This is a genomic window from Halorubellus litoreus (assembly GCF_055378595.1).
The window spans coordinates 481,334-501,078 of record NZ_AP043834.1; the positions used below are offsets into that span (position 1 = coordinate 481,334).

Consider the following 19,745-nt stretch of genomic DNA (forward strand, 5'->3'; position numbering starts at 1 on the left):
GCGAGCCAACCCCACACCCAAAACTTTATACAATCATTTCGAGTCTTTTTCGACCATGGCTTACAGCGGGTACGAGGACTACTTCGAGAAGAAGCTGATAATCAGCGTGGCGACGACCGGCGGCCACCACGGCAAGGAGGCGAACCCGAATCTCCCCGAACAGCCGGTCGAGGTCGCACAGGACCTCGCGGCGTGCGAGGAGGCCGGTGCCTCCATCGTGCACCTCCACGCGAGGGACGACGCCGGTGACAAGACGAAGTCGGTCGCGCGGTATCAGGAACTCCTCGACACCATCGACGAGTACTGCGACGACATCATCGTCAACTTCACGACCGGTGGCGGCGGCATCTTCACCCGCGAGGAGCGCATCGCCCCGGCCCTGGAGACCGACCCTCGCCCGGAGATGGCGACGATGGACCTCGGGCCGATGAACTTCGGCCAGACCAGGACGGCGGTGAACACCCGCGAGCAGAACGAGGAGTACGCGGAACGCCTTCGGGAAGCAGGCGTGAAACCGGAACTCGAGGTCTTCAACCCTGGCCACTACCCCGAGATGACCCACCTCATCGACGAGGGACTCCTCGAGACCCCGTACTGGTGTACGCTCATCCTCGGGATGCAGACCGGGACGCCGGCGCATCCACGTAACCTGATAAACCTCGTCGACAACCTCCCCGAGCCGGCGGAGTGGCAGGCGCTCGCGGTCGGCCGCCACCAACTCCCGCTGACGACGATGGCGATCACGATGGGGGGGCACGTTCGCGTCGGGATGGAGGACAACATCTACTACCGGAAGGACGAACTCGCGGAGAGCAACGCGCAGTTCGTCGAACGGACCGCCCGTATCGCCGACGAGCTGAATCGCCCCATCGCAGACACGGACGAGGCGCGGGCGATGCTGGGTCTCTGACCGTCGCGTCCCGCCCACTACTTCTCTCCGTCAGCCTGGTTCGTGAGCTATCGCTCGCGCCATTCGAATTCATCACGATTGTTTGGGCCAGATTCTGCTCTCGCGAATGGGCTCCTCACCGCCCCCGGCACGGTGGCTTATTCCGGACGATGTGTCACGGACAGAAGTCGATACGTGGACGTTTATTCACCTTATAGACTACCCATTGCCTAGAGTACGTACGGGCAACCCCGGTTCACGAGGACTGGACTTCATATACCACGTTCGATACCGGGCGAGAGACGGTCGCTACCGGCGCAGAACGCGGTGTCTCTCCCTCTTGCGAACGACTACCGTGATATGCGACACCGGGTGCGATACAATAACATGCACCGTCTGTCCGCGAGCAATGGATTATATATAGGGCGGGGCCCAGATTGTGGGTATGACCAACACGGAACAGTCGCGGACGCTGCAGACGACGAAGACGACGCTGGCGATCGTTCGGTCGCTCGAGGAACACGGACCGGTTCGCGTGACCGAACTCGCCGACCGCCTCGACATGGCGTCGAGCACCGTCCACAGTCACCTCGCGACGTTGACCGACGAGGAGTTCGTCGCGAAGGACGGCGACTTCTACCGACTGAGTCTGGAGTTCCTTCGGCTCGGGACGCACGTCCGTAACCTCCGTGACGAGGCGCAGGTTCTCGGGTCCTACACCGAGCAACTGGCCGAGGAGACCGACTGTCGAGCCGTCTTCCTCGTCGAGGAGCACGGCCGCGGCGTCTACCTCTACACGCACTCCGGGAAGCACGCCGTGTGGAACTACTCGACGGTCGGCAAGCAGACGCCACTGCACGTCTCGGCCAGCGGGAAGTCGATCCTCTCGGCGCTCCCGCGCCAGCGCGTCGACGATATCATCGACCGTCACGGCCTCGAACCCGCGACGGACCAGACCATCACCGATCGCGACGCACTCCACGCGGAACTCGACGAGATCAGGGAGCGTGGGTTCGCGTTCAACCACGAGGAACAGCTCGACGGCATCAAAGCGGTCGGCGTCCCGGTCAGTGGGCCCGACGGTCGCGTCATCGGCGCGTTCAGTGCGGCAAGTCCCGCGAAGCGCATGGACGACGAGTGGTTCGAGACGGAACTCCCGAACCAGGTGCTTGGTATCGCGAACGAGTACGAGCTCGAGATATCGCTCCCGTGATTCCTCACTGACCGGGATGGGACGTCCCGTGGCAGTGCCGGGCGGACCGCGCACTCACGCTGTGTGATACAACAATATGGCTGTAACACGATATTCCGGCTCCTTTCGAACCGGTCCGACGCCCGCCCCGTATCGGCCGTCGACTCTCCACTGACCGTCAGCGGACACCGCCAACGACGTGTCGTGGGCGCCCGTGGTACGCGGCCACCCCTCTCGGCTCCGTCGGCCGTTCCACGGGCCGTGGACGCTCCACGCTCACTGACTCCGCCAGCCTCTCGTCGTCCCGGGTCTGTCACGACCGCGTCGCATAACGCTCAAAATACTTCATAACCTCTAAATTTGACAACTATGCGGATGGGTGCTTCGGTGCCCGCTCTCGATGGTCGAGACGGTCGCTGGTTCCGGGAGTGCCGCGCTCCAGCGAGGGCAGCAGGTTCCACCGGGTCTGCGTAGGGCCCCCATGGGACCGCAGAACGCGAACCCGGTGTCGGCTTCGTCGCTCTTCGTCCACGCTCCGTCTCGCAACGCCGACTGCGTTCGTCATCGAACCCGAACCGCGATCACCGGTCTGCATACGGAGATGATCGGCGACCAGAGCAGCGAACCGCACTCGAAACTGCTTCGTCACGCGCGAAGCCGACCCCGGAGTAGCTCGGCGTCCAAATGGCGGCGGTCACGCGCTTCGAAACGCTTCCCTCACTGTGTTCCACGACGACACGAACAGCATCGGGCACCGAGTCCACTGGACTCCCGACAATCACGGCCGACCGTCCACGCCCTGCACGCAGCGAATTATAACTAATATATTAAATTAGGATACCTCTAAGAATAGTATAGTGACTGAATTCGTGGTTTTGCGGGCGTTTGGATTCCCGCAGCTGCGGATGCCGGAGCCAGTGTCGACCCCGAGACGAGTTCCCGGCTGGCGTCCGTGAGTGGCGGCCCGTAAAGTCGGTGGAGGTCGTCCCCGAACGTCCAACCGTCGGCCGCTACGGTCACCTCGCGCGTCCAGCAGTCCGGATGCCAGACGCTCGACGCCGGATGTGAGCCAGCGACCTCGCTCGCCGCATTGGTGTTCCAAGTGATACTACCGCGCGATGGCGTCGTTCTCCACTCCACCGCCGTCAGTGGGGGGATGACGGTCCAGGTTTCGGACACCGCCCCCTGCGTCGAGCTGCCAAGAACAAGACACTTGTACCGGGCGGGCGACCCTGCCAGCGATGCCCTCCAGACGCGACCTCCTCGCGGCGAGCGGTGCAGTTCTCGCGGCGACGACCGCGGGCTGTCTCGACGACGTCGACGGCTCGGGGTCGCACGTGACGCCCGGGACCGACGAGAACACCGAGTGGCCGATGCCGGACTACGACTCGAACGGGACCGCGTACGCATCGGACGCGGCGGCACCGCGGTCGCGTCCGAGCGAGCGGTTCGCGGTCGAGACGCGACTCCCGTACGACCGACCGGTCGTCGCCGACGGGACGGCGTACCTGCCGACGCAGAAGGAACTGGTCGCGTTCGACGCCACGGACGGCACCGAGCGCTGGCGGTACGGCGGCGGCGAGGAGTCGAGCCTGCCGGTCCGGTCACCTGCAGTACGCGACGGGACGGTGTACGCGGCGGGCGGGCCGGGGCTCGTCGCGCTCGACGCCGCCGACGGCAGCGAGCGGTGGCGCGTGGAGACCCCAGGTGACGTGCAGGCGCCGGTTGCGGTGACTCGGGACTGGGACGCGCTGTTCGTCGGGGACGAACGCGGGAACGTGTATCGCGTGACTCCGGACGGCGACGTCGAGTGGCGCGCCGAGGTGTTCGGGCCGGTCTCGCGGATCGTCACCGTCGCGTTCGGCGGGACGTACGTCGGCACCGTCGGCGGCGAGGTGTACCGCCTCTACGACGGCCGCGGCATCTGGCGCAAGCGCGTGCCGGGGAAGGTCACGGCACTCGCCGTGGGTGACGGTGGCGGCCCGTACGTCGGGACGTTCGGCGGCGGCGTCCTCCGCCTCCAGGACGGCGCGCACGCCGGCCGGCCGCGCTGGCACGCCGAGGACGGCCCGGGGGTAGACCGGGCGCTCGTCCTCGCGGGCGACGGCGTCTTCGGGGCGGACGCTGGTGACCTTACGCGACTCGAACGGCGGACCGGCGAACGGGACTGGCGGTTCGACGGTGACTACGCGAGCACGCTCGCGGCGGCCGGCGACACCGTCTACGTCGGCGGCGAGGGCGCAGTCACGGCGTACAAGCTCGGCGGCGGCGCCGGCAGCGGCGGGAGCCGCATCGACCCGCGCCGATGGCGGTACGGCCTCGGCGAGCGGGACGCCGAGTTCATCGCGATCGCCGACGGTGCGCTGTTCGTCTCGGTCTGGGGCCGCGAGGACGGACGAACCGAACTCGTCGCGCTGGAGTAGGGCGGGTGCAGCGCCGAGGACCGACGCGACGGGCCGGCGTCGAGGGACAAGACACTTGACGTGGATGGCCGCACGTGCTCGACGATGCCCTCCAGACGCGACCTCCTCGCGACGACCGGTGCGGTCCTCGCGGCGGCGACCGCGGGCTGTCTCGGCGACGGCCGCGCCACCGGTGTGACGCCCGGCACCGACGACGAGACGGACTGGCCGATGCCCGACCACGGCGCCCTCGCGTCGAGCTACGCTCCGGACGCGGTGGCGCCCCGGTCGTCGCCGAGCGAACGGTTCGCGGTCGAGACGTCGACGCCCACGGACCGGCCCGTCGTCGCAGACGGCGCGGTCTACCTGCCGACGATGGCGGGCCTGCTGGCGCTCGACGCGACGGACGGAACACAGCGCTGGGGGTTCTCGACCGACGAGGCGGGCAGCGAGTGGTTCCGGTCGCCCGCGGTCCACGACGGGACGGTGTACGTCACGGGCGAACCGGGCCTGCTCGCGCTCGACGCGAGCGACGGAACGGAGCGCTGGCGCGTCGAAACGGCCGACCGCGTGCAAGCGCCGGTCGCACCGATGCTCGAGTGGGACGGCTTCTACCTCGGCGACGATGCCGGGAACGTGTACCGCCTGACCCTGGACGGAACTGTCGAGTGGCGGACGCAGGTGTTCGGGTCGGTGACCCGACTCGTCGCCGACCACATCGACGGCGCGATAGCTGGTACCGCAGGCGGCGAAGTGTATCGACTATACGACGGGCGCGGGCTCTGGCGGAAGCGAGTCCCGGGGAAGGTGACGGCGCTCTCGCTCGCCGACGGGGACGGCCCGTACGTCGCCACGTTCGGCGGCGGCGTCCTCCGTCTGCAGGGCGGCGCGCACGCCGGCCGGCCGCGCTGGCACGCCGAGGACGGCCCGGTCGCCCATCGGGCGTTCGCGGTCGCTGGCGACGGCGTCTTCGGTTCGGACATGGCGGGTATCACGCGCCTGGACGACCGGACCGGCGAGCGCGACTGGCGGCTCGAGGGCGACCACGGAGCGGCACCCGCCGCCGCGGGTGACACCGTCTACGTCGGCGGTGAGGGCGCGGTCACGGCGTACAAGCTCGGCGGTGGCGTCGGGAGCGGCGGGAGCCGAATCGACCCGCGCCGGTGGACGCACGACCTCGGCGGCCGTTCGGCCGGGTCGGTCGCGGTCGCCGACGGCGCGCTGTTCGTGCCGATCTTCGGAGGTAAGGACGGACGCACCGAACTCGTCGTGCTCGAATAACGGGGTCGTTGCGGGCCGCCGGACCGAACGTCGGGGCGGCCGAGACGTACAGCTTCGGGCTGCTCTCGGGAGTCGTCGTTCGCTCCGAATCGCAGGCGACAAACCCGAACGCGAACGACTGACTGGTATGGGACTCGTCGCCGAATTCTCGATCGCCTGCGAAGCCCTCCCGCTCGTGGACGTCGCCGCGGCCGTCCCGGACGCGACGGTGACGATGGAGTTCCAGTTCAACCACGGTCGTCGGCCGTCGTTCCTCGCGACGGTCGCCGGCGGGTGTGCGGACGACGTCGAGGATGCGCTCGCGGACGCTCCCGACGTCGGCCCGTGGACGCTCGTCGGCCGAGCCGGGGAGACGCGCCGGTACAAGGTGACGCCCGCATTCAGTCTCGAAGAACAACTTGGGGCGGCGGTCGACGACCTCGATGACCTCGAGGCGCTCGCGCGGACCGACGCCATCGTCGAACGCATCGACGTCACTGCGGCGGGGTCGCGACAGACCGGCTGGTTCGCGGACCGGGACGCGTTCGACGCGTTCCGGACGTTCTGGCAGCGAAACGCCGGTTTCCGGCTGCACCGCCTCACGCAGGACGGCGACCCCGAACCCGCGGGCGACGGGCTCACGGACCGGCAACGCGAGGCGCTCCGAACCGCCTACGAGATGGGGTACTTCGAGATTCCTCGTCGGACGTCGCTCGAAGCCGTCGCGGACGAACTCGACGTCGCCGCGTCCTCGGCGTCCGAGCGCCTGCGGCGCGCGGAGACCGAACTCATCGAGGCGGTCGTCGCGACCACGTGGCCGCCACTCCCCGAGTGACGGCCCCGGCGTCGTCTACTCGTGGAGGAGGGAGTGACGGCTTCGGCGTCGTCTACTCGCGGAGGAAGGCGTCGACCGCGGCGACGACGCGTTCCGGCGCTTCGCTCGGCCCGGAGTGACTGACGCCGTGGAGTTCGACGAACCGACTTCTCGGGAGTGCGCCGTGGACCGAGCGTGCGCTCTCGCGAAGGAAGTCCGGGCCGTCGGTCCCCGTCAACACGAGGACGGGCGCGTCGACGTCGAGACGCTCGGGGAGCTCGTACCGCTCGACGGCGCGGTTCATGCGGACGACCTCCTCGGCGAGGTCGACGCACTCCGGCCACACCGGCCAGTCGGCGAGCCACGCGTCGAGGTCGTCGACGCCGTCGGGGTGGAGGACCTGTTCGACGTAGCGTTTGACTGCCTCTCGGCGCTGGCCCGCGTCGACGAGGTCGGCCATGCGTCTGGCGAGGTCGGCGTCCTCGCGATAGTCGGCGGGAAGGACCGCGGGCTCGTACGCGACGACGGCGGCGACGTCGAGGTCCGTGGCGGCCTCGATCGCGGTGAGTGCGCCGAAGGAGTGCCCGAACAGGACCGGGTTGGCGTCGTCGGGGAGCGAGTCGAGGAGGGCGTGAACGTAGTCGACCTCTCCGGGGAGGACCTCGTCGCTGCTCGTCTCGGCGAGGTCGTCGCGGCACGTCCCGAACCCGGGCCGCTGTGGGACCACGGCGCGGTATCGGTCGAGGTGCGGGAGGACGGGCGTCCAGTACTCGCGCGGCGCCATGCCACCGTGGAGCAGGACGACGGGCTGGCCGTCGCCGTGACGTTCGTAGACGATCTCCGGGTCGTCTGTCGCGGACGGTTGCTGCATGCACGCTTCGTTCGTTCGCGATCCGGCTCAGTCGCACTCTCAGTCGTTCGGCCATTCAAGACGGGGGTAGTATCTTCGGTTCGTGGGAGTGGAGCGGGGAACTTGCGAGTGGCCCGGGACGATGCCGGTGACCGCCGGATGCCGAATCGTTAACCCGCGTCGTCGCCGAGTCGCGGACATGGACCTCTCTATCGTCGACCTGTCGCCGGTCCCGGAGGATGGGACGGCGTCGGACGCGTTCGCGAACACGGTGGAGGCGGCACAGCAGGCCGAACGACTCGGATACGAGCGGTTCTGGGTGGCAGAGCATCACAGTCGCGAGTCGCTCGCGGGGACGACGCCCGAGGTGCTCCTGGGGCACCTCGCGGCGGAGACCGAGTCGATACGGCTCGGTTCCGGCGCCGTGCTCCTGAACCACTACAGTCCGTTCAAGGTCGCGGAGTCGTTCGCGGCACTGGACGGCCTGGCACCTGGGCGCGTCGACCTCGGCCTCGGTCGCGCGAACGAGTCCCCCGCGGTCGACCACGCGCTCGGCACCGAACGCCACCTCGACGACCCCGACGGCGACCAGCGGGCGCGCGTCGAGGCGGTCGCGAACCACCTCGCGGACGCCTACCCCGACGACCACGAGTACGCCGACGTCACCATTCCGCGGTCGGGCGAGGGGCCGCCGACGCCGTGGGTGCTCGGGTCGAGTCCGTCGAGCGCCGAGATAGCGGGGGAACTCGGGCTCCCGTACTGCTTCGCGGCGTTCATCCGGCCGGTGTTCGCCGAGAACGCGTTCGACGCGTACCGCGAAGCGTTCCGGCCGTCGCCGTACGCGATGGGCGTCGACCAGCCGACCGGAATGATAGCGGTGAACGCGGTCTGTGCGCCGACCGACGAGGAAGCCGCCCGGTTGCGGGCGGTCGCCGAGGCCGTCTACGAGCGCCTCAAACAGGGCCGGCCGACGGGCCGGCCGAGCGTCGAGGACGCCATCGAGGAACTCGGTGGCGTCCCCGAGCCGACGCCCGCGACGCTCGACCACGACGAGTGGCCGCGCGCGGTCTCGGGGAACCCGGAGACGCTCGCTGGCCTCCTCGAACAGCTCGCGGACCGCGTCGGCGTCGACGAGGTCATGATACAGCACTCCATCCCTGACCACGAGGACGCGCTGCGCTCGCATCGCCTCCTCGCGGACGGCGTCGGGCTCGACGAGCGATAGCGCGAGCACGGGTACCGCCCACAGGACTGCAGAAGACACTTCACGCGGCCGTTCGCAGCGGCGAGTATGCCCTCCAGACGTGCGGTCCTGCGAGCGGCCGCGCCTGCCGTCGCGGCCGGGACGGTGAGCGGGCTCTCTGGCTGTCTCGGGTTCGGCGACGGCGGCCCGGAGGCGGCGGCGTGGCGAGCGTCGACGACCGCCGGCGTCGGTCGGGCGTCTCCGGTCGTCGCGTCGGGCGTCGTCGCGACGCTCGGCCACCGCGAGGACGGTGCCGGTGGTCGCATCGCGGGGTTCGACGCGGACACCGGCGAGGAGCGCTGGAGCGCGAACGTGGGCCGCCCGACCGGGCTCGCCGCCGACGGCGACCACGTCTACGCCGGCGTGAAGACCGGCGGCGACGCCGGTCGCGTCGTCTCGTTCGCGGCCGAGAACGGCGAGCGCGAGTGGACCGCCGACGTCCGGAACCTCGCGTCCGCGCTCGCCACCACCGGTGACACCGTGTACGCGGCGAACGGGACGCTCGCCGCCATCGACGCCGCCGACGGCTCTATCCGCTGGGAGGTCGAGGAGCGCGCCGGCGCGGACTTCTCGGTCCTGGCCGCGCCCGACGACCAGCTCGCCGCGACCGACGACGCGGTCGTGTTCGCGGACGCGGACCGCGTGCTCGCGCTCGCGCCGAGCGACGGCACGACCGCGTGGGAGCACGCCCTTGCGGACTGGGAGACGTCGGCGGCTGGTCCGTACCTCTGGAACGACCGCGTGTACGTCGGGAGCAGCGAGGCCCAGCAGGTGGTGGCACTGGAACGCGAGAGCGATGACAGCGGCGGCCGCGTCCAGCGCGCGTGGCGACGGGAGTACGGGAGCGCCGGCACCGTCGTCGGTTTCCACGCGCAGAACCAGTCGCTGGTGGTCGCGTCGCGAACCGGGCCGAGCGCCGACGATGGCACGGGCTCGGTTCGCGTCGTCGACCCGGTGGACGGCGGCGTCGACCGGACGATCGAACTCGCTGACGCACCAGCGCGGACGGCGAGCGCGCACGACCGGTTCGTCGTCGCGACCGGCGACGGCACAGTCGTCGGGTACGACGTCGGCTGGGACGACCCCGAACTCTGGCGTGCGTCGCTGGGCGGGGACGACGTCCGCGTCGCGACCGACGGCCAGACCGGGTACGCGCACGCCGACGACGGCACGCTCTGGGCGTTCGAGCGCTCCTGACGCTCCGCGCGACAGCGACCGACGGCGTCGAGCAGGGGCGCAGCGCCGAGTGGTACTTGTCCGTCGAGTCCTGACCATCGAGTATGGCTAGCACACCGCCCGGTCCGCGTGGCGAACCGCTCTTCGGGGACGCGCGTCGGTACGCGAACGACCCGTTCGCGTTCGTGACGGCGCTCGAAGAGAGCTATCGCGGGATCGCCGCGTTCGACATGGGCCCGATGGAGACGTACATGGTGACGGACCCGATGGCGATCGAGCGCGTGCTCGTCTCCGAGGCCGACCGGTTCCGGAAGCCGGACTTCCAGGACGACGCGCTCGGCGACCTGCTCGGCGACGGCCTCCTGTTGAGCGAGGGGGAGACGTGGCGCGAGCAACGCCAGCTCGCCAGTCCGGCGTTCGCGTTCGACCGACTGTCCGGGATGGCGGGCCGCATCACCGAGCACGCCGACGACATGGTCGCGGACTGGTCGGACGGCGACCGGGTGGACGTGGAGGCGGAGATGACTCGGGTGACGCTCGACGTCATCCTCGACCTCATGATGGGCGTTCGCGTCGACGACGCGACCGTCGAGACGATCCGCGAGCAGATGGTGCCGCTCGGCCGACGGTTCGAGCCGGACCCGCTCCGGTTCGCGATGCCGTCGTGGGTGCCGGCACCGGACGACGCGGAGTACGAGCGCGCGGTCGCGACGCTCGACGGCGTCCTCGACGACGTGCTGGCGGCCCGGAAGGGGACGGAGGGAACCGACGAGGACGGCCCGATGGACTTCCTGTCCGTCTTGCGGCGCGCGCAGGACCGCGGCGAGCAGTCGAGCGAGCAGTTGCGCGACGAACTGATGACGATGCTGCTCGCGGGCCACGACACGACCGCGTTGACGCTCACGTACACGATGTACCTCCTCTCGGAGCACCCGGAGGCGGCCGAGCGCGTTCGCACGGAGGTCGACGACGTCGTCGGCGACGACGACCCGGGGATGGCGCACGTCCGCGAGTTCGAGTTCGTCGAGTGGGCGATTCAGGAGGCGATGCGGCTCTACCCGCCGGTGTTCACGATGTTCCGCGCGCCGACCGAGCGCGTGGAGCTGTGCGGGTACGAGGTCCCGGAGGACGTCGCCATCATGCTCCCGCAGTACGCGGTGCACAGGTCCGCGCGCTACTGGGAGTCGCCCGACGCGTTCGACCCAGAGCGGTTCTCGGCGGCGCGCAGCGAGGACCGGCCGCGGTTCGCGTACTTCCCGTTCGGCGGCGGCCCCCGGCACTGCATCGGCAAGCACCTCGCGATGCTGGAGGCGCAGCTCATCCTTGCACGAGTCGTCCAGGACTACGAACTCGCGTACGACGGCGACGGGCTGGAGTTGCTGCCGTCGCTGACCGCGCACCCGAAGGACGGGATGCCGATGCGCGTCGTCGAACGCTGACGTCGCCTCGCCCCATCTTCGTCCGCGACGTTCGGGCCGCGCGCTCGCCGTCAGCGCGTCCCGGACGGCGGAACGATGAGGACGTTGCAGTTGCTTCGGCGGGCGATGGCTTCGGTGGTCGACCCGACGAGCAACCGACGGATGCGGCTCCGGCCGCGCGACCCGAGGAGGACGGTCGTGGGTTTCACCTCCTGCTCGGCGGCGAGTATCTCCGCGGTGGTCTCCCCGGAGCGAACCATCGTCGTGACCTCGTCGATGCCTTTCTCGCGGAGTTCGTCCGCGAGCGCTTCGAGACGCGCTTCGGCGTCCGCTATCGCGTCGGCGTCCGCGCGTCGGTCCGGGGGCGTGACGTGCAGGAGCGTCGCCTCCTGCGTGGCGTGCTTGAGGTTGCGGAACTGCTCGAACGCGCGCTCGGCGTTCTCGGAGAAGTCCGTCGCGTACAGGACGCGCCGGAAGAGGTGCTCGTGGGCGACCTCGTACTCGACGTCGTCGGCGCCGGGGTCTCTGGTCCCGTCGTGGTGCTCCTCGGGCGTCTCGCGCCGGATGCGTTCGAGGAGGAGCGGGCGGACGGTGGTCCGGACGAGGTCGCGCGCGGTGCCGCCGATGAAGCGCTCCTGGAGCGGGCTCTGCCCGCGCGACCCGGCGATGACGAGGTCGGCGTGGACGCGTTCGGCGAGTCCGTTGATGCGCCGGTGGGGGGTGCCGCGGACGACGTGGACGTCGACGTCGAACCCTTCGGCTTCGAGCGTTCGCTCCTGTCGTTCGAGCGCTCGTTTCGTGCGGCTCCCGACGTCGCTCCCCGGCATCCCGGTGGTGACGTTCGGGCTTGTGACGGTGATGAGGTCGATGGCGTCGATGCCGTAGCGGGCGAGGCATTCGAGGCACACGCGTGATTCGATGGCGGTGTCCATGGCGTCGGAGAGGTCGGTGGCGATGACGGCGCGCATACCACATCTCGGTGCTCCAGCGCTATAGTATTGTCTTCTATTCCCAATACTCTGTCCTCGGGGGTGGTCCGCGTCGTCACCGGCGCTCGTCGCGACGCCCGACTGGCGCGCCAGCACGCCGACGCGCCGAGGTCCGCGGTCATAAGTACACCGAGCGCGTCGACGGTCGCATGACAGTCGTCCTCTGTGGCGTCGGCGCGGACACCGGGAACGTTCGACCCGTCCCGCGCGTCGACGACGCCGGCCGGTTCGAGTACGTCCCCATCCCGGAGAAGGGCGCGACGACCGAGCCGGCGACCTACGGGTCGCTCCCGCGACGCCACGGCGACGGCTCCCTAGCGTCGCTCATCGACGGCATCCGACCCGGCAGCGAGGGCGACTGGGTGACGGACGCGGCCGACGTCGAGGACCACGCGGTCCACCGCGACCCGAACCTCGACGCGCTCACCTACGGCGAACACCGACCACCGTACGTCTCCACGCTCGCGGCCCTCGACGCCGGCGACGTCGTCGCGTTCTACGGCGGCTTCCGCGGCCCCGAGAACGACCTGAAGCACCGGTACCTATTCGGGTACCTCACGGTCGCCGCATCCCCGACCGTCCTCCAGCCCGGAATGGACGACGACGCGGTCGCCGACGTCCTCGACTCGCACCCCGAGAACGCGCACGCCAGACGCTACGCGGCCCACGGCAGCCTCTACTACCACGACCCCGAGTTCACGGACAGACCCGAGTCCGTCGTCGTCGTCCCCGGGCGCGAACCCGGCGGCCGCCTCGACCGCGCCGTCCGCCTGAGCGACCACCGCGTCGGCCCGAACTACTACATGGCGGACGACGTCGCGCGCGTCCTCGACCCGGTCCGTGGCGGCGCGCACGGCACGCACCTCGGCGGGTTCAAGCCCGCGGTCGAGTGCGACGTCGACCCCGACCGATTCAGGGAGTTCGTCGAGGCCCGCGTCGCCGACGCGACCGAGTGACCCCTCGTTCGTCTCCGCTCGCCATCACATGTGGCACGCGCTGGTTCAGTCGTAGTTCGACGGCACAGATAGCGCGACCGAACGGAGAGAGACGCGTCCTTCGACGCGTCGGCGTGGGACGAACTCAGTTCGGTCGCGTTCCGAGTGACGCTTCGCTTCGTTCCGCGGCCCCCACCACGGTTCGGGGAACGAACGCGGCGTCTCTGTCGCGGACGCCACCGTCGAGATGGGGTCGGGCGGACGACAGGGTCGTTCGACCCTTCCGTCCCGGACGCCGGCGGCGCTCCCGACACGACCGACGACCGGGTTCGCTGACCAGGCGATGGAACGTCGTCCGCCGCCCCACGTGAACCTCGGTGTCGGTGTAAGGTAGGCTCCCGGGGTCGTTCCAGCGCCGTGGGAACGACCCCGTAGGCGTTCGTGTCCAGCGGACGAACCCGGTGGTCGTCGTCCTCTCTGGGTCGTTGAGAACCGAACGAAAGTGGGGTGGGGTGGTGCCGCGTCGGCGGACCCGACGCGGCCGTAGATGGCGTCCGACTGATGGACGCCGGGGGTGGATGGGGTGGGATGAGGCACCGACGGGGTGGTGTCGGTGCCTCGGCAGGCTTGGCACTCCGACCGGTTGCGCGACGAGAGTGGGGTGCCAGTCGCGCGAACACGGGCGACTCGGAGTACCGTATGAGCGTTGCAGGTGGAGGGTCAAAAGTGAATCGCTCGTTCAATCCTGGTGAATCGACCGGCGGACGACCATCGTCCGACGGTTTGGAGTTACGTCTCGTAACTTGATAGGGTAGGGTAACCGTTAACGTGGTCGCGTCCGTAGGGCGGGTCATGAGCGAGGAGGAGCAATCGTCGACGGCGCCGGCGGAGGAGCGGCTGCCGGTCTGGTGTGCGGGCGAGGACTGGTGTCCGATCACCACGACCGCCACGCTCATCGGGAAGAAGTGGCATCCGGTCATCCTCCATCGCCTGATGGAGGGTGGGCCGGCAGGGTTCAACGAGCTCGAGGTCCGCGTCGACGGCATCTCCAGCAAGGTGCTATCCGAGAGCCTGGACGACCTGGAGGAGCACGGGCTCGTGGACCGCGATATCGTCAGCGAGAAGCCGGTTCGGGTCCAGTACTCGCTGACGGATCTGGGTGCGTCGCTGGATTCGGTCGTGTACGCGATGCGGGACTGGGGGAACGAGCATCTGGAGGAACCGGCGGACGCGGACGGTGGGTAGTCGAGTCGCGGAACGTCCAAAAACATCGAAAATATAACTGGAAATCCTCCGGCTGACGACCGTTTACTATTGCGGTTTCGTAGACGTAACCGAGTAACCGCTCGGTTGGCTGAGATTAATTACGACTCCTCACCCAGTTTCGAGTGGTTACCATGCACGACATCGATAGGCGGACGCTCATCAGGTTCGGCGGTATCGCCACGGTGACGGGCCTCGCCGGATGCACGACCGGATTCCGCGAGACGGAGACAGCGGCCGACACGGAGGAACCGACGGAGACCGATGCCGCGACGACGACTAGCGGCGGCGGCGGTGCGCCACCGGGCGCGGACGTCCTCGGCGGTCCGGACGACCTCGAGTCGGCACCGAGCGTGACCGCGGCGACCCTCGAGCGTGACCAGGGCGCCGGCCAGTTCGTGTTCACGCCCGCCGTCGTCTGGGTCGAGCAAGGCGCGACCGTCGAGTGGACCATCGAGGGCGGCTCGCACTCGGTCACCGCCTACCACGAGGAAAACGGCCAGCCAGGGCGCGTTCCCGAGGACGCGAGCGCGTTCGACTCCGGCGTCCTCTCCGCCGGCGAGTCGTTCGAGCACACGTTCGAGACGCCGGGCGTCCACAACTACTACTGCACGCCCCACCGCGGCCTCGGCATGACCGGTATCGTCGTCGTCGAGGCGTCGGAGGGCGGCCCGGGGACGACCGACCCCAGCGACGTCGAGAGCGACGCCGAAGCGACCGCGCTCGCCCGCCAGCTCGCCGCCGCGGGCCTCGGCGACGGCGGCGGCGGGGGTGACGGCGAGGCGGCGTACCAGTGGTTCGACGCGACGCTCGATTCCTACTGGTACTCGCTGTACAACATGAGCACGAACATCGCGATGAGCGGGAACGGCGTCCAGTTCCCGCACAACGAACAACAGCAGCAGGCCTTCGAGAAGCGCGTGCCTGCGATGCTGGAAGCGGCTGACGTCGAGAAGCCTCCCATCGCGAACCCGAACCTGAACATGGCGCCGTTCACGGAGGGCGACCCGCACTTCACCCAGCAGCCCGTGTTCGATAGCGGAGACGGTCGGCCGGATGCCTCGACGCTGAAGTGGGACATGTCCAAGTCCTCGAAGACCGTCAGCCCGTCGTCGGTGGCGTGGACGCACCTGAAGGGCGTGACGTGGGCGAAGAACTTCGAGTCGCACTTCGACGTGCTCCCGCCGGGGCTCGCGGCGAAGTTCCGCGCGCAGATGCTGACGACGCTCGCGCAGATCGGCGTGAACGCGACGCTCATCGCGGGCGGCCCCGACGGGAACGGCGCGCTCACGAAGGGCGACTCGCTGCAACTCGTCTCCGGGTTCAAACCGGGGACGGGCGAGGTGACCGACTCCACGACCCGCCCGAAGCACCACCTCTCGATGCTGTGGTTCCTCTCGAACCTGAACAGCCTCGCGCAGAACGGCTGGTTCGGGTACGTGAACCCCGAGCCGCTCATTCCCGCGAACAAGGTACAGCAACTCACTGACGGGATGGCGAAGACGACGATGAACGCGTTCGAGCCGAGCGACGTCGTCTCGATGGGGTCGACGCGGGACCTCGGGCTCGCGCTCGGCGCGGCCGCGTGGTACGGGACGCAGGCGGGCTCGAGCGACCTTGAGTCGATGACCGCGTCGTGGGCGAACGCGCTCGCGGACGAGGTCGCGGCGAACGTCGACGGCGACGGCCGGGTCGCCGGAAGCGCGCAGAATCAGGCGGCGACGCAGGGCGCGGTCGTCCAGGGGCTGACGTGGGCGAGCGAACTCGACGGCGTCGACCGTACCGGTCTCGCCGCGGACGCGCTCGGCTACCTGACCGACGACCTCTACGACGCCGACGCGGGGACGTTCGCGTCGAACGCCGACGACGACGTCTACCGGTACACCGCCCGCGACGTCGGCGACGTCACCGGTGGCCTGAACGCGGCCGACGCCGTCCTCGACGCGGACGTCGGCGAGCAGTACGCGTCGTTCTTCGATGGAACGCTCAACCGCGGACGCCTCCAGCGCGCGGAACGCCCGCCGTCGCGGAACGCGAACGCCGAGCACGCGCTCCCGCTGCCCCCGAAGGCCGGCGGCGAGTTCGGGCAGGCGGCAGTGTACAACCAGGCCGTCGCGTACGACACCGGCGCGGACGAGTGGTCGGTCGCCGACGACCGGTTCGTCACTGCCGACGCGCTGTACGCCGCGAACCAGGAGATCTGGATCAGTCACTGGAACGGCGACTTCTACGCCGGCCGTGGCGTTCCCGGCCGGACCGAGGAACCACCGTAGTAACCCGGGACGACCACCAGCCGCCTCGGGCCGTCCAGGGCGTCGGTGTCGGTCGCCCGAGATGGTCCGTCCCGGTCGCAGGTGCCGGGCGAACGCCATCTCGCTCCGGGTGTCGAGGGGCGTGCGGCGAGCGCGTCGCTACCAGTCGAACGCCTCGTGTATCGCGCGGCCCTGGTCGTTCAGCACCGGTCCCTGTACCGTCGTCCGGTCGCCGAGGATGGTCGCGGCGCGGACCGGCGGGTGCTCGCCGGTGAAGTCGCCGATCTCGTCGCCGGCGACGCTGTAGACGACGCGCGCGAATCCGGCGGTCCGCATGCCGCCGGCGCACATCGGGCACGGTTCGGTGCTCGTGTACATCACCGTCTCGGCGCGCTCGCTCGCGTCCAGCTCGCGGCACGCACGATGCGCGAGGTGGAGTTCTGGGTGTCGGCGGACGTCGTCGGCGGTGTTCACGCGGTTCGACTCGCGCATCACGACCGCGTCGTCGCGAACGAGCACGCTCCCGAACGGTTCGTCACCGCGTGCTGTGGCCTCGCGCGCCAGTTCGAACGCCTCGCGCACGTGTCGCTCGTGGTCGAAGTCGTCGAGGTCGGTCACGTGCAGCGGTACGGCCACCGTCGAGAAAAACGTGGGTCGTCGTGCCGGGGGAGCGCGGCGAACGCGTTCGGGGCAAGCTTCCCGGGTACGGCGCGTGAACGGTGACGTATGCCCACGGGAGAACCACCGCAGGTGGACGGGTTGCTCGCCGACACTCACGTGCCCGCGGACCGCGACCGCGAGTACCTCGACGTCCGAGAGCTCCCGCCACCGGAACCGCTCACGGAGACGCTCGAACGGCTCGCGGCGCTCGCCGACGACGCGACGCTCGTGCAGGCGAACGACCGCGTTCCGCAACATCTGTTCCCGAAGCTCGACGACCGCGGGTTCGCGTACGAGCACGTCGAGGCCGACGACGGCACGGTCTACACCGCCATCTGGTCGCCGACCTGACCGCGAGCGCCACCGCGGATCGGCGTCCACGCCACCACTGTCATCCCACCCAGCGAGACCGAGCCGAACATGTTCGGCTAAACCGACAGGGGCGTGGTGTTCGTAGCCGAACACGTTCACAGATGCCCGAAGCCCGCCTCACGCTCTCGATCCCGGAGCACATCTGGATCGGCGAGATCTCTCGACGCTACCCCGACGCGGAGGTGACCATCGTCGCCGCCGTCACCGACGACGACGCCGGCGTCGGCGTCGCGGAGATAACCGCGGAGGAACTGCTCGCCGTCGTCGAGGACATGACCGACCACGACACCCTGGAGTCCGTGGAACTCCTCGAACACCACGGGAACACCGCGATGGTACAGTTCCGGACGCGGGAACCGATGCTGTTGTTCGCCGCGCGCGGCAGCGGGCTCCCCGTGGAGATGCCGTTCGACATCCAGGACGGCGACGCGACGTGGGAGCTCACGACGACCCGCGAGACGCTCTCGGAGCTCGTCACGAAACTCGACGCGTTCGGCATCCCCTTCGAGGTCGAGGAGCTCCGCGAGCGCGTGGACGCGCCCGAGTCACCGCTCACGGAACGCCAGTGGCGGCTCGTCAGCGAGGCCGTCGACCGCGGCTACTACGACACGCCCCGCGGCACGACGCTCACCGAGCTCGCGGACGCGGTCGGTATCGCGAAGTCGACGTGCAGCGAGACGCTGCATCGCGCCGAGGAACGCATCGTGAAGCACTTCGTCGAGAACGCGACGCGCCCCCGCGAGGTCGCCGCCACCGTCGAGGAGTGACCGACTCGACGACGGCGACCTCGGCACTGACCGTGCGGCGAACGTGTTCGGCGAATCCGATACCGACGCCGCGGTCGTAGCTCCGTGCATGCGTCCCGACGACGTGGATACGGCCGAGCGGCCGGTGGTGTTGGTGTGGGAGGTGACGCAGGCGTGTTCGCTGGCGTGCGAGCACTGTCGCGCGGAGGCGACGCCGCGACGCCACCCCGACGAGCTCTCGACAGCAGCGGGCGAGGCGCTCCTGGAGGACGCGGCCGCGTTCGGCGACGGCCAGCTCGTCGTGCTTTCGGGGGGCGACCCGCTCGCTCGCGACGACCTCGAGCACCTCGTCGCGTACGGCGACGACCTCGGCCTCCGGATGACGCTGACGCCGAGCGGCACCGACTCGCTGACCCGCGAGCGCGTCGAGGCGCTCGCGGACGCGGGCCTGCAGCGGATGGCGTTGAGTCTCGACGGCGCGACACAGGATGCGCACGACGCGTTCCGCGGGGAACGCGGGAGCTTCGAGTCGACGCTCCGCGCTGCGCGGTACGCCGCGGACGCCGGGCTCCCGGTCCAGGTGAACACGACCGTCTGCGAGTCGACGGTCGAGGAACTCCCCGGGCTCCGCGACGTCGTCCGCGACCTGGATGCAGTGCTTTGGTCGGTGTTCTTCCTCGTGCCCGTCGGCCGCGGCCGGCTGCTCGACCCGGTCGAGCCGGCGCGCGCGGACCGCGTGATGGACTGGCTCGACGAGGTCCGCGCCAGCGAACCGTACGCGGTGAAGACGACGGAGGCGCCGCAGTACCGGCGCGTGGTCCTCCAGAAGCGCCGCGCGGAATCGACCGAGGATGACGCCGGCAGCGCATCCGGGGTCCCCGGACGCGACGGTGGCGGGCCGCCGGCATCGGTAGCGGGGCGACGCGGTGGCGTCCGTGCCGGCTCCGGGTTCGCGTTCGTCTCGCACGTCGGCGACGTCTACCCCTCGGGGTTCCTCCCCGAATCAGCCGGGAACGTCCGCGAGGACTCGGTCGTCGACGTCTACCGGGACAGCGACCTCTTCGAGTCGCTCAGGGACCCCGACGCGTTCCGCGGGAAGTGCGGCGCGTGCGAGTACCGGCACGTCTGCGGGGGCTCGCGGTCGCGAGCGTACGCCGCCACGGGCGACCCGCTGGCCAGCGACCCGCTCTGCCCGCACGTCCCCGAGGACTGGGACGGTGCGCTCCTGGGCGACGGCGAGGCGTCCTCGACCGGCGTGCACGGGGACTGAGCGACTCCACGGGT

General features: G+C 69.6%; 17 protein-coding genes. 14 read left to right on the forward strand and 3 right to left on the reverse strand.

What is annotated here, in order from left to right:
- The first annotated feature begins 55 nt into the window (after window positions 1–55).
- The 5 genes from ACZ48X_RS02190 (at window position 56) to ACZ48X_RS02210 (ending at window position 6,578) form a co-directional block, all read left to right on the forward strand.
- Window positions 56–910: a beta-keto acid cleavage family enzyme gene (locus ACZ48X_RS02190; protein WP_336351211.1), complete on the forward strand. Its 855-nt coding sequence runs from the start codon at window positions 56–58 to the stop codon at window positions 908–910.
- A 424-nt stretch (window positions 911–1,334) separates the two neighbouring features.
- Window positions 1,335–2,102 carry an IclR family transcriptional regulator gene (locus ACZ48X_RS02195; RefSeq protein ID WP_336351210.1) on the forward strand — a complete coding sequence of 256 codons (768 nt, stop codon included), beginning with the start codon at window positions 1,335–1,337 and terminating at the stop codon, window positions 2,100–2,102.
- A gap of 1,220 nt (window positions 2,103–3,322) precedes the next feature.
- Window positions 3,323–4,504: a PQQ-binding-like beta-propeller repeat protein gene (locus ACZ48X_RS02200; protein WP_336351209.1), complete on the forward strand. Its 1,182-nt coding sequence runs from the start codon at window positions 3,323–3,325 to the stop codon at window positions 4,502–4,504.
- Window positions 4,505–4,588: 84 nt separating this feature from the next.
- Window positions 4,589–5,764 (forward strand): outer membrane protein assembly factor BamB family protein, encoded by a 1,176-nt coding sequence (locus tag ACZ48X_RS02205; RefSeq protein ID WP_336351208.1) that lies wholly within the window; start codon window positions 4,589–4,591, stop codon window positions 5,762–5,764.
- A gap of 127 nt (window positions 5,765–5,891) precedes the next feature.
- A complete protein-coding gene (locus ACZ48X_RS02210) occupies window positions 5,892–6,578 on the forward strand; it encodes a helix-turn-helix domain-containing protein (protein WP_336351207.1) in 687 nt (228 codons plus the stop codon).
- A gap of 52 nt (window positions 6,579–6,630) precedes the next feature.
- Here the strand turns inward: ACZ48X_RS02210 and ACZ48X_RS02215 are convergent, their stop codons facing one another.
- Window positions 6,631–7,428, reverse strand: coding sequence for an alpha/beta fold hydrolase (locus tag ACZ48X_RS02215; protein ID WP_336351206.1), 798 nt, complete (start codon window positions 7,426–7,428; stop codon window positions 6,631–6,633).
- Between the two features lie 178 nt (window positions 7,429–7,606).
- On the opposite strand from ACZ48X_RS02215, the gene ACZ48X_RS02220 reads away from it, so the two are divergent.
- The 3 genes from ACZ48X_RS02220 (at window position 7,607) to ACZ48X_RS02230 (ending at window position 11,265) form a co-directional block, all read left to right on the forward strand.
- Window positions 7,607–8,632 carry an LLM class flavin-dependent oxidoreductase gene (locus ACZ48X_RS02220; RefSeq protein ID WP_336351205.1) on the forward strand — a complete coding sequence of 342 codons (1,026 nt, stop codon included), beginning with the start codon at window positions 7,607–7,609 and terminating at the stop codon, window positions 8,630–8,632.
- Between the two features lie 66 nt (window positions 8,633–8,698).
- A complete protein-coding gene (locus ACZ48X_RS02225) occupies window positions 8,699–9,847 on the forward strand; it encodes an outer membrane protein assembly factor BamB family protein (protein WP_336351204.1) in 1,149 nt (382 codons plus the stop codon).
- 83 nt (window positions 9,848–9,930) lie between these two features.
- The gene (locus ACZ48X_RS02230; protein WP_336351203.1) at window positions 9,931–11,265 is read left to right on the forward strand and encodes a cytochrome P450; all 1,335 of its coding nucleotides are present in this window, start codon (window positions 9,931–9,933) and stop codon (window positions 11,263–11,265) included.
- A gap of 50 nt (window positions 11,266–11,315) precedes the next feature.
- Here the strand turns inward: ACZ48X_RS02230 and ACZ48X_RS02235 are convergent, their stop codons facing one another.
- Window positions 11,316–12,212: a universal stress protein gene (locus ACZ48X_RS02235; RefSeq protein ID WP_336351202.1), complete on the reverse strand. Its 897-nt coding sequence runs from the start codon at window positions 12,210–12,212 to the stop codon at window positions 11,316–11,318.
- Window positions 12,213–12,382: 170 nt separating this feature from the next.
- Here ACZ48X_RS02235 and ACZ48X_RS02240 point away from each other — a divergent pair, with 170 nt between their 5' ends.
- The 3 genes from ACZ48X_RS02240 to ACZ48X_RS02250 all read left to right on the forward strand — a co-directional run bounded on the left by ACZ48X_RS02240 (window position 12,383) and on the right by ACZ48X_RS02250 (window position 16,704).
- Window positions 12,383–13,189 carry an Nmad3 family putative nucleotide modification protein gene (locus ACZ48X_RS02240; protein ID WP_336351201.1) on the forward strand — a complete coding sequence of 269 codons (807 nt, stop codon included), beginning with the start codon at window positions 12,383–12,385 and terminating at the stop codon, window positions 13,187–13,189.
- 831 nt (window positions 13,190–14,020) lie between these two features.
- Window positions 14,021–14,413 carry a winged helix-turn-helix transcriptional regulator gene (locus ACZ48X_RS02245; protein ID WP_336351200.1) on the forward strand — a complete coding sequence of 131 codons (393 nt, stop codon included), beginning with the start codon at window positions 14,021–14,023 and terminating at the stop codon, window positions 14,411–14,413.
- A 152-nt stretch (window positions 14,414–14,565) separates the two neighbouring features.
- Complete coding sequence (locus ACZ48X_RS02250) at window positions 14,566–16,704, forward strand: plastocyanin/azurin family copper-binding protein (RefSeq protein WP_336351199.1); 2,139 nt, start codon at window positions 14,566–14,568, stop codon at window positions 16,702–16,704.
- Between the two features lie 138 nt (window positions 16,705–16,842).
- On the opposite strand, the gene ACZ48X_RS02255 is transcribed toward ACZ48X_RS02250, so the two are convergent.
- A complete protein-coding gene (locus tag ACZ48X_RS02255; RefSeq protein ID WP_379762580.1) occupies window positions 16,843–17,301 on the reverse strand; it encodes a nucleoside deaminase in 459 nt (152 codons plus the stop codon).
- A 108-nt stretch (window positions 17,302–17,409) separates the two neighbouring features.
- Here ACZ48X_RS02255 and ACZ48X_RS02260 point away from each other — a divergent pair, with 108 nt between their 5' ends.
- From ACZ48X_RS02260 to ACZ48X_RS02270, 3 genes are all read left to right on the forward strand, one after another.
- Window positions 17,410–17,694 (forward strand): DUF2249 domain-containing protein, encoded by a 285-nt coding sequence (locus ACZ48X_RS02260; RefSeq protein WP_336351198.1) that lies wholly within the window; start codon window positions 17,410–17,412, stop codon window positions 17,692–17,694.
- A gap of 122 nt (window positions 17,695–17,816) precedes the next feature.
- Entirely contained in the window at window positions 17,817–18,482 is a 666-nt protein-coding gene (locus ACZ48X_RS02265) for a helix-turn-helix domain-containing protein (RefSeq protein ID WP_336351197.1), read from the forward strand.
- 88 nt (window positions 18,483–18,570) lie between these two features.
- A complete protein-coding gene (locus ACZ48X_RS02270) occupies window positions 18,571–19,731 on the forward strand; it encodes a TIGR04053 family radical SAM/SPASM domain-containing protein (RefSeq protein WP_336351196.1) in 1,161 nt (386 codons plus the stop codon).
- Window positions 19,732–19,745 lie beyond the last annotated feature (14 nt).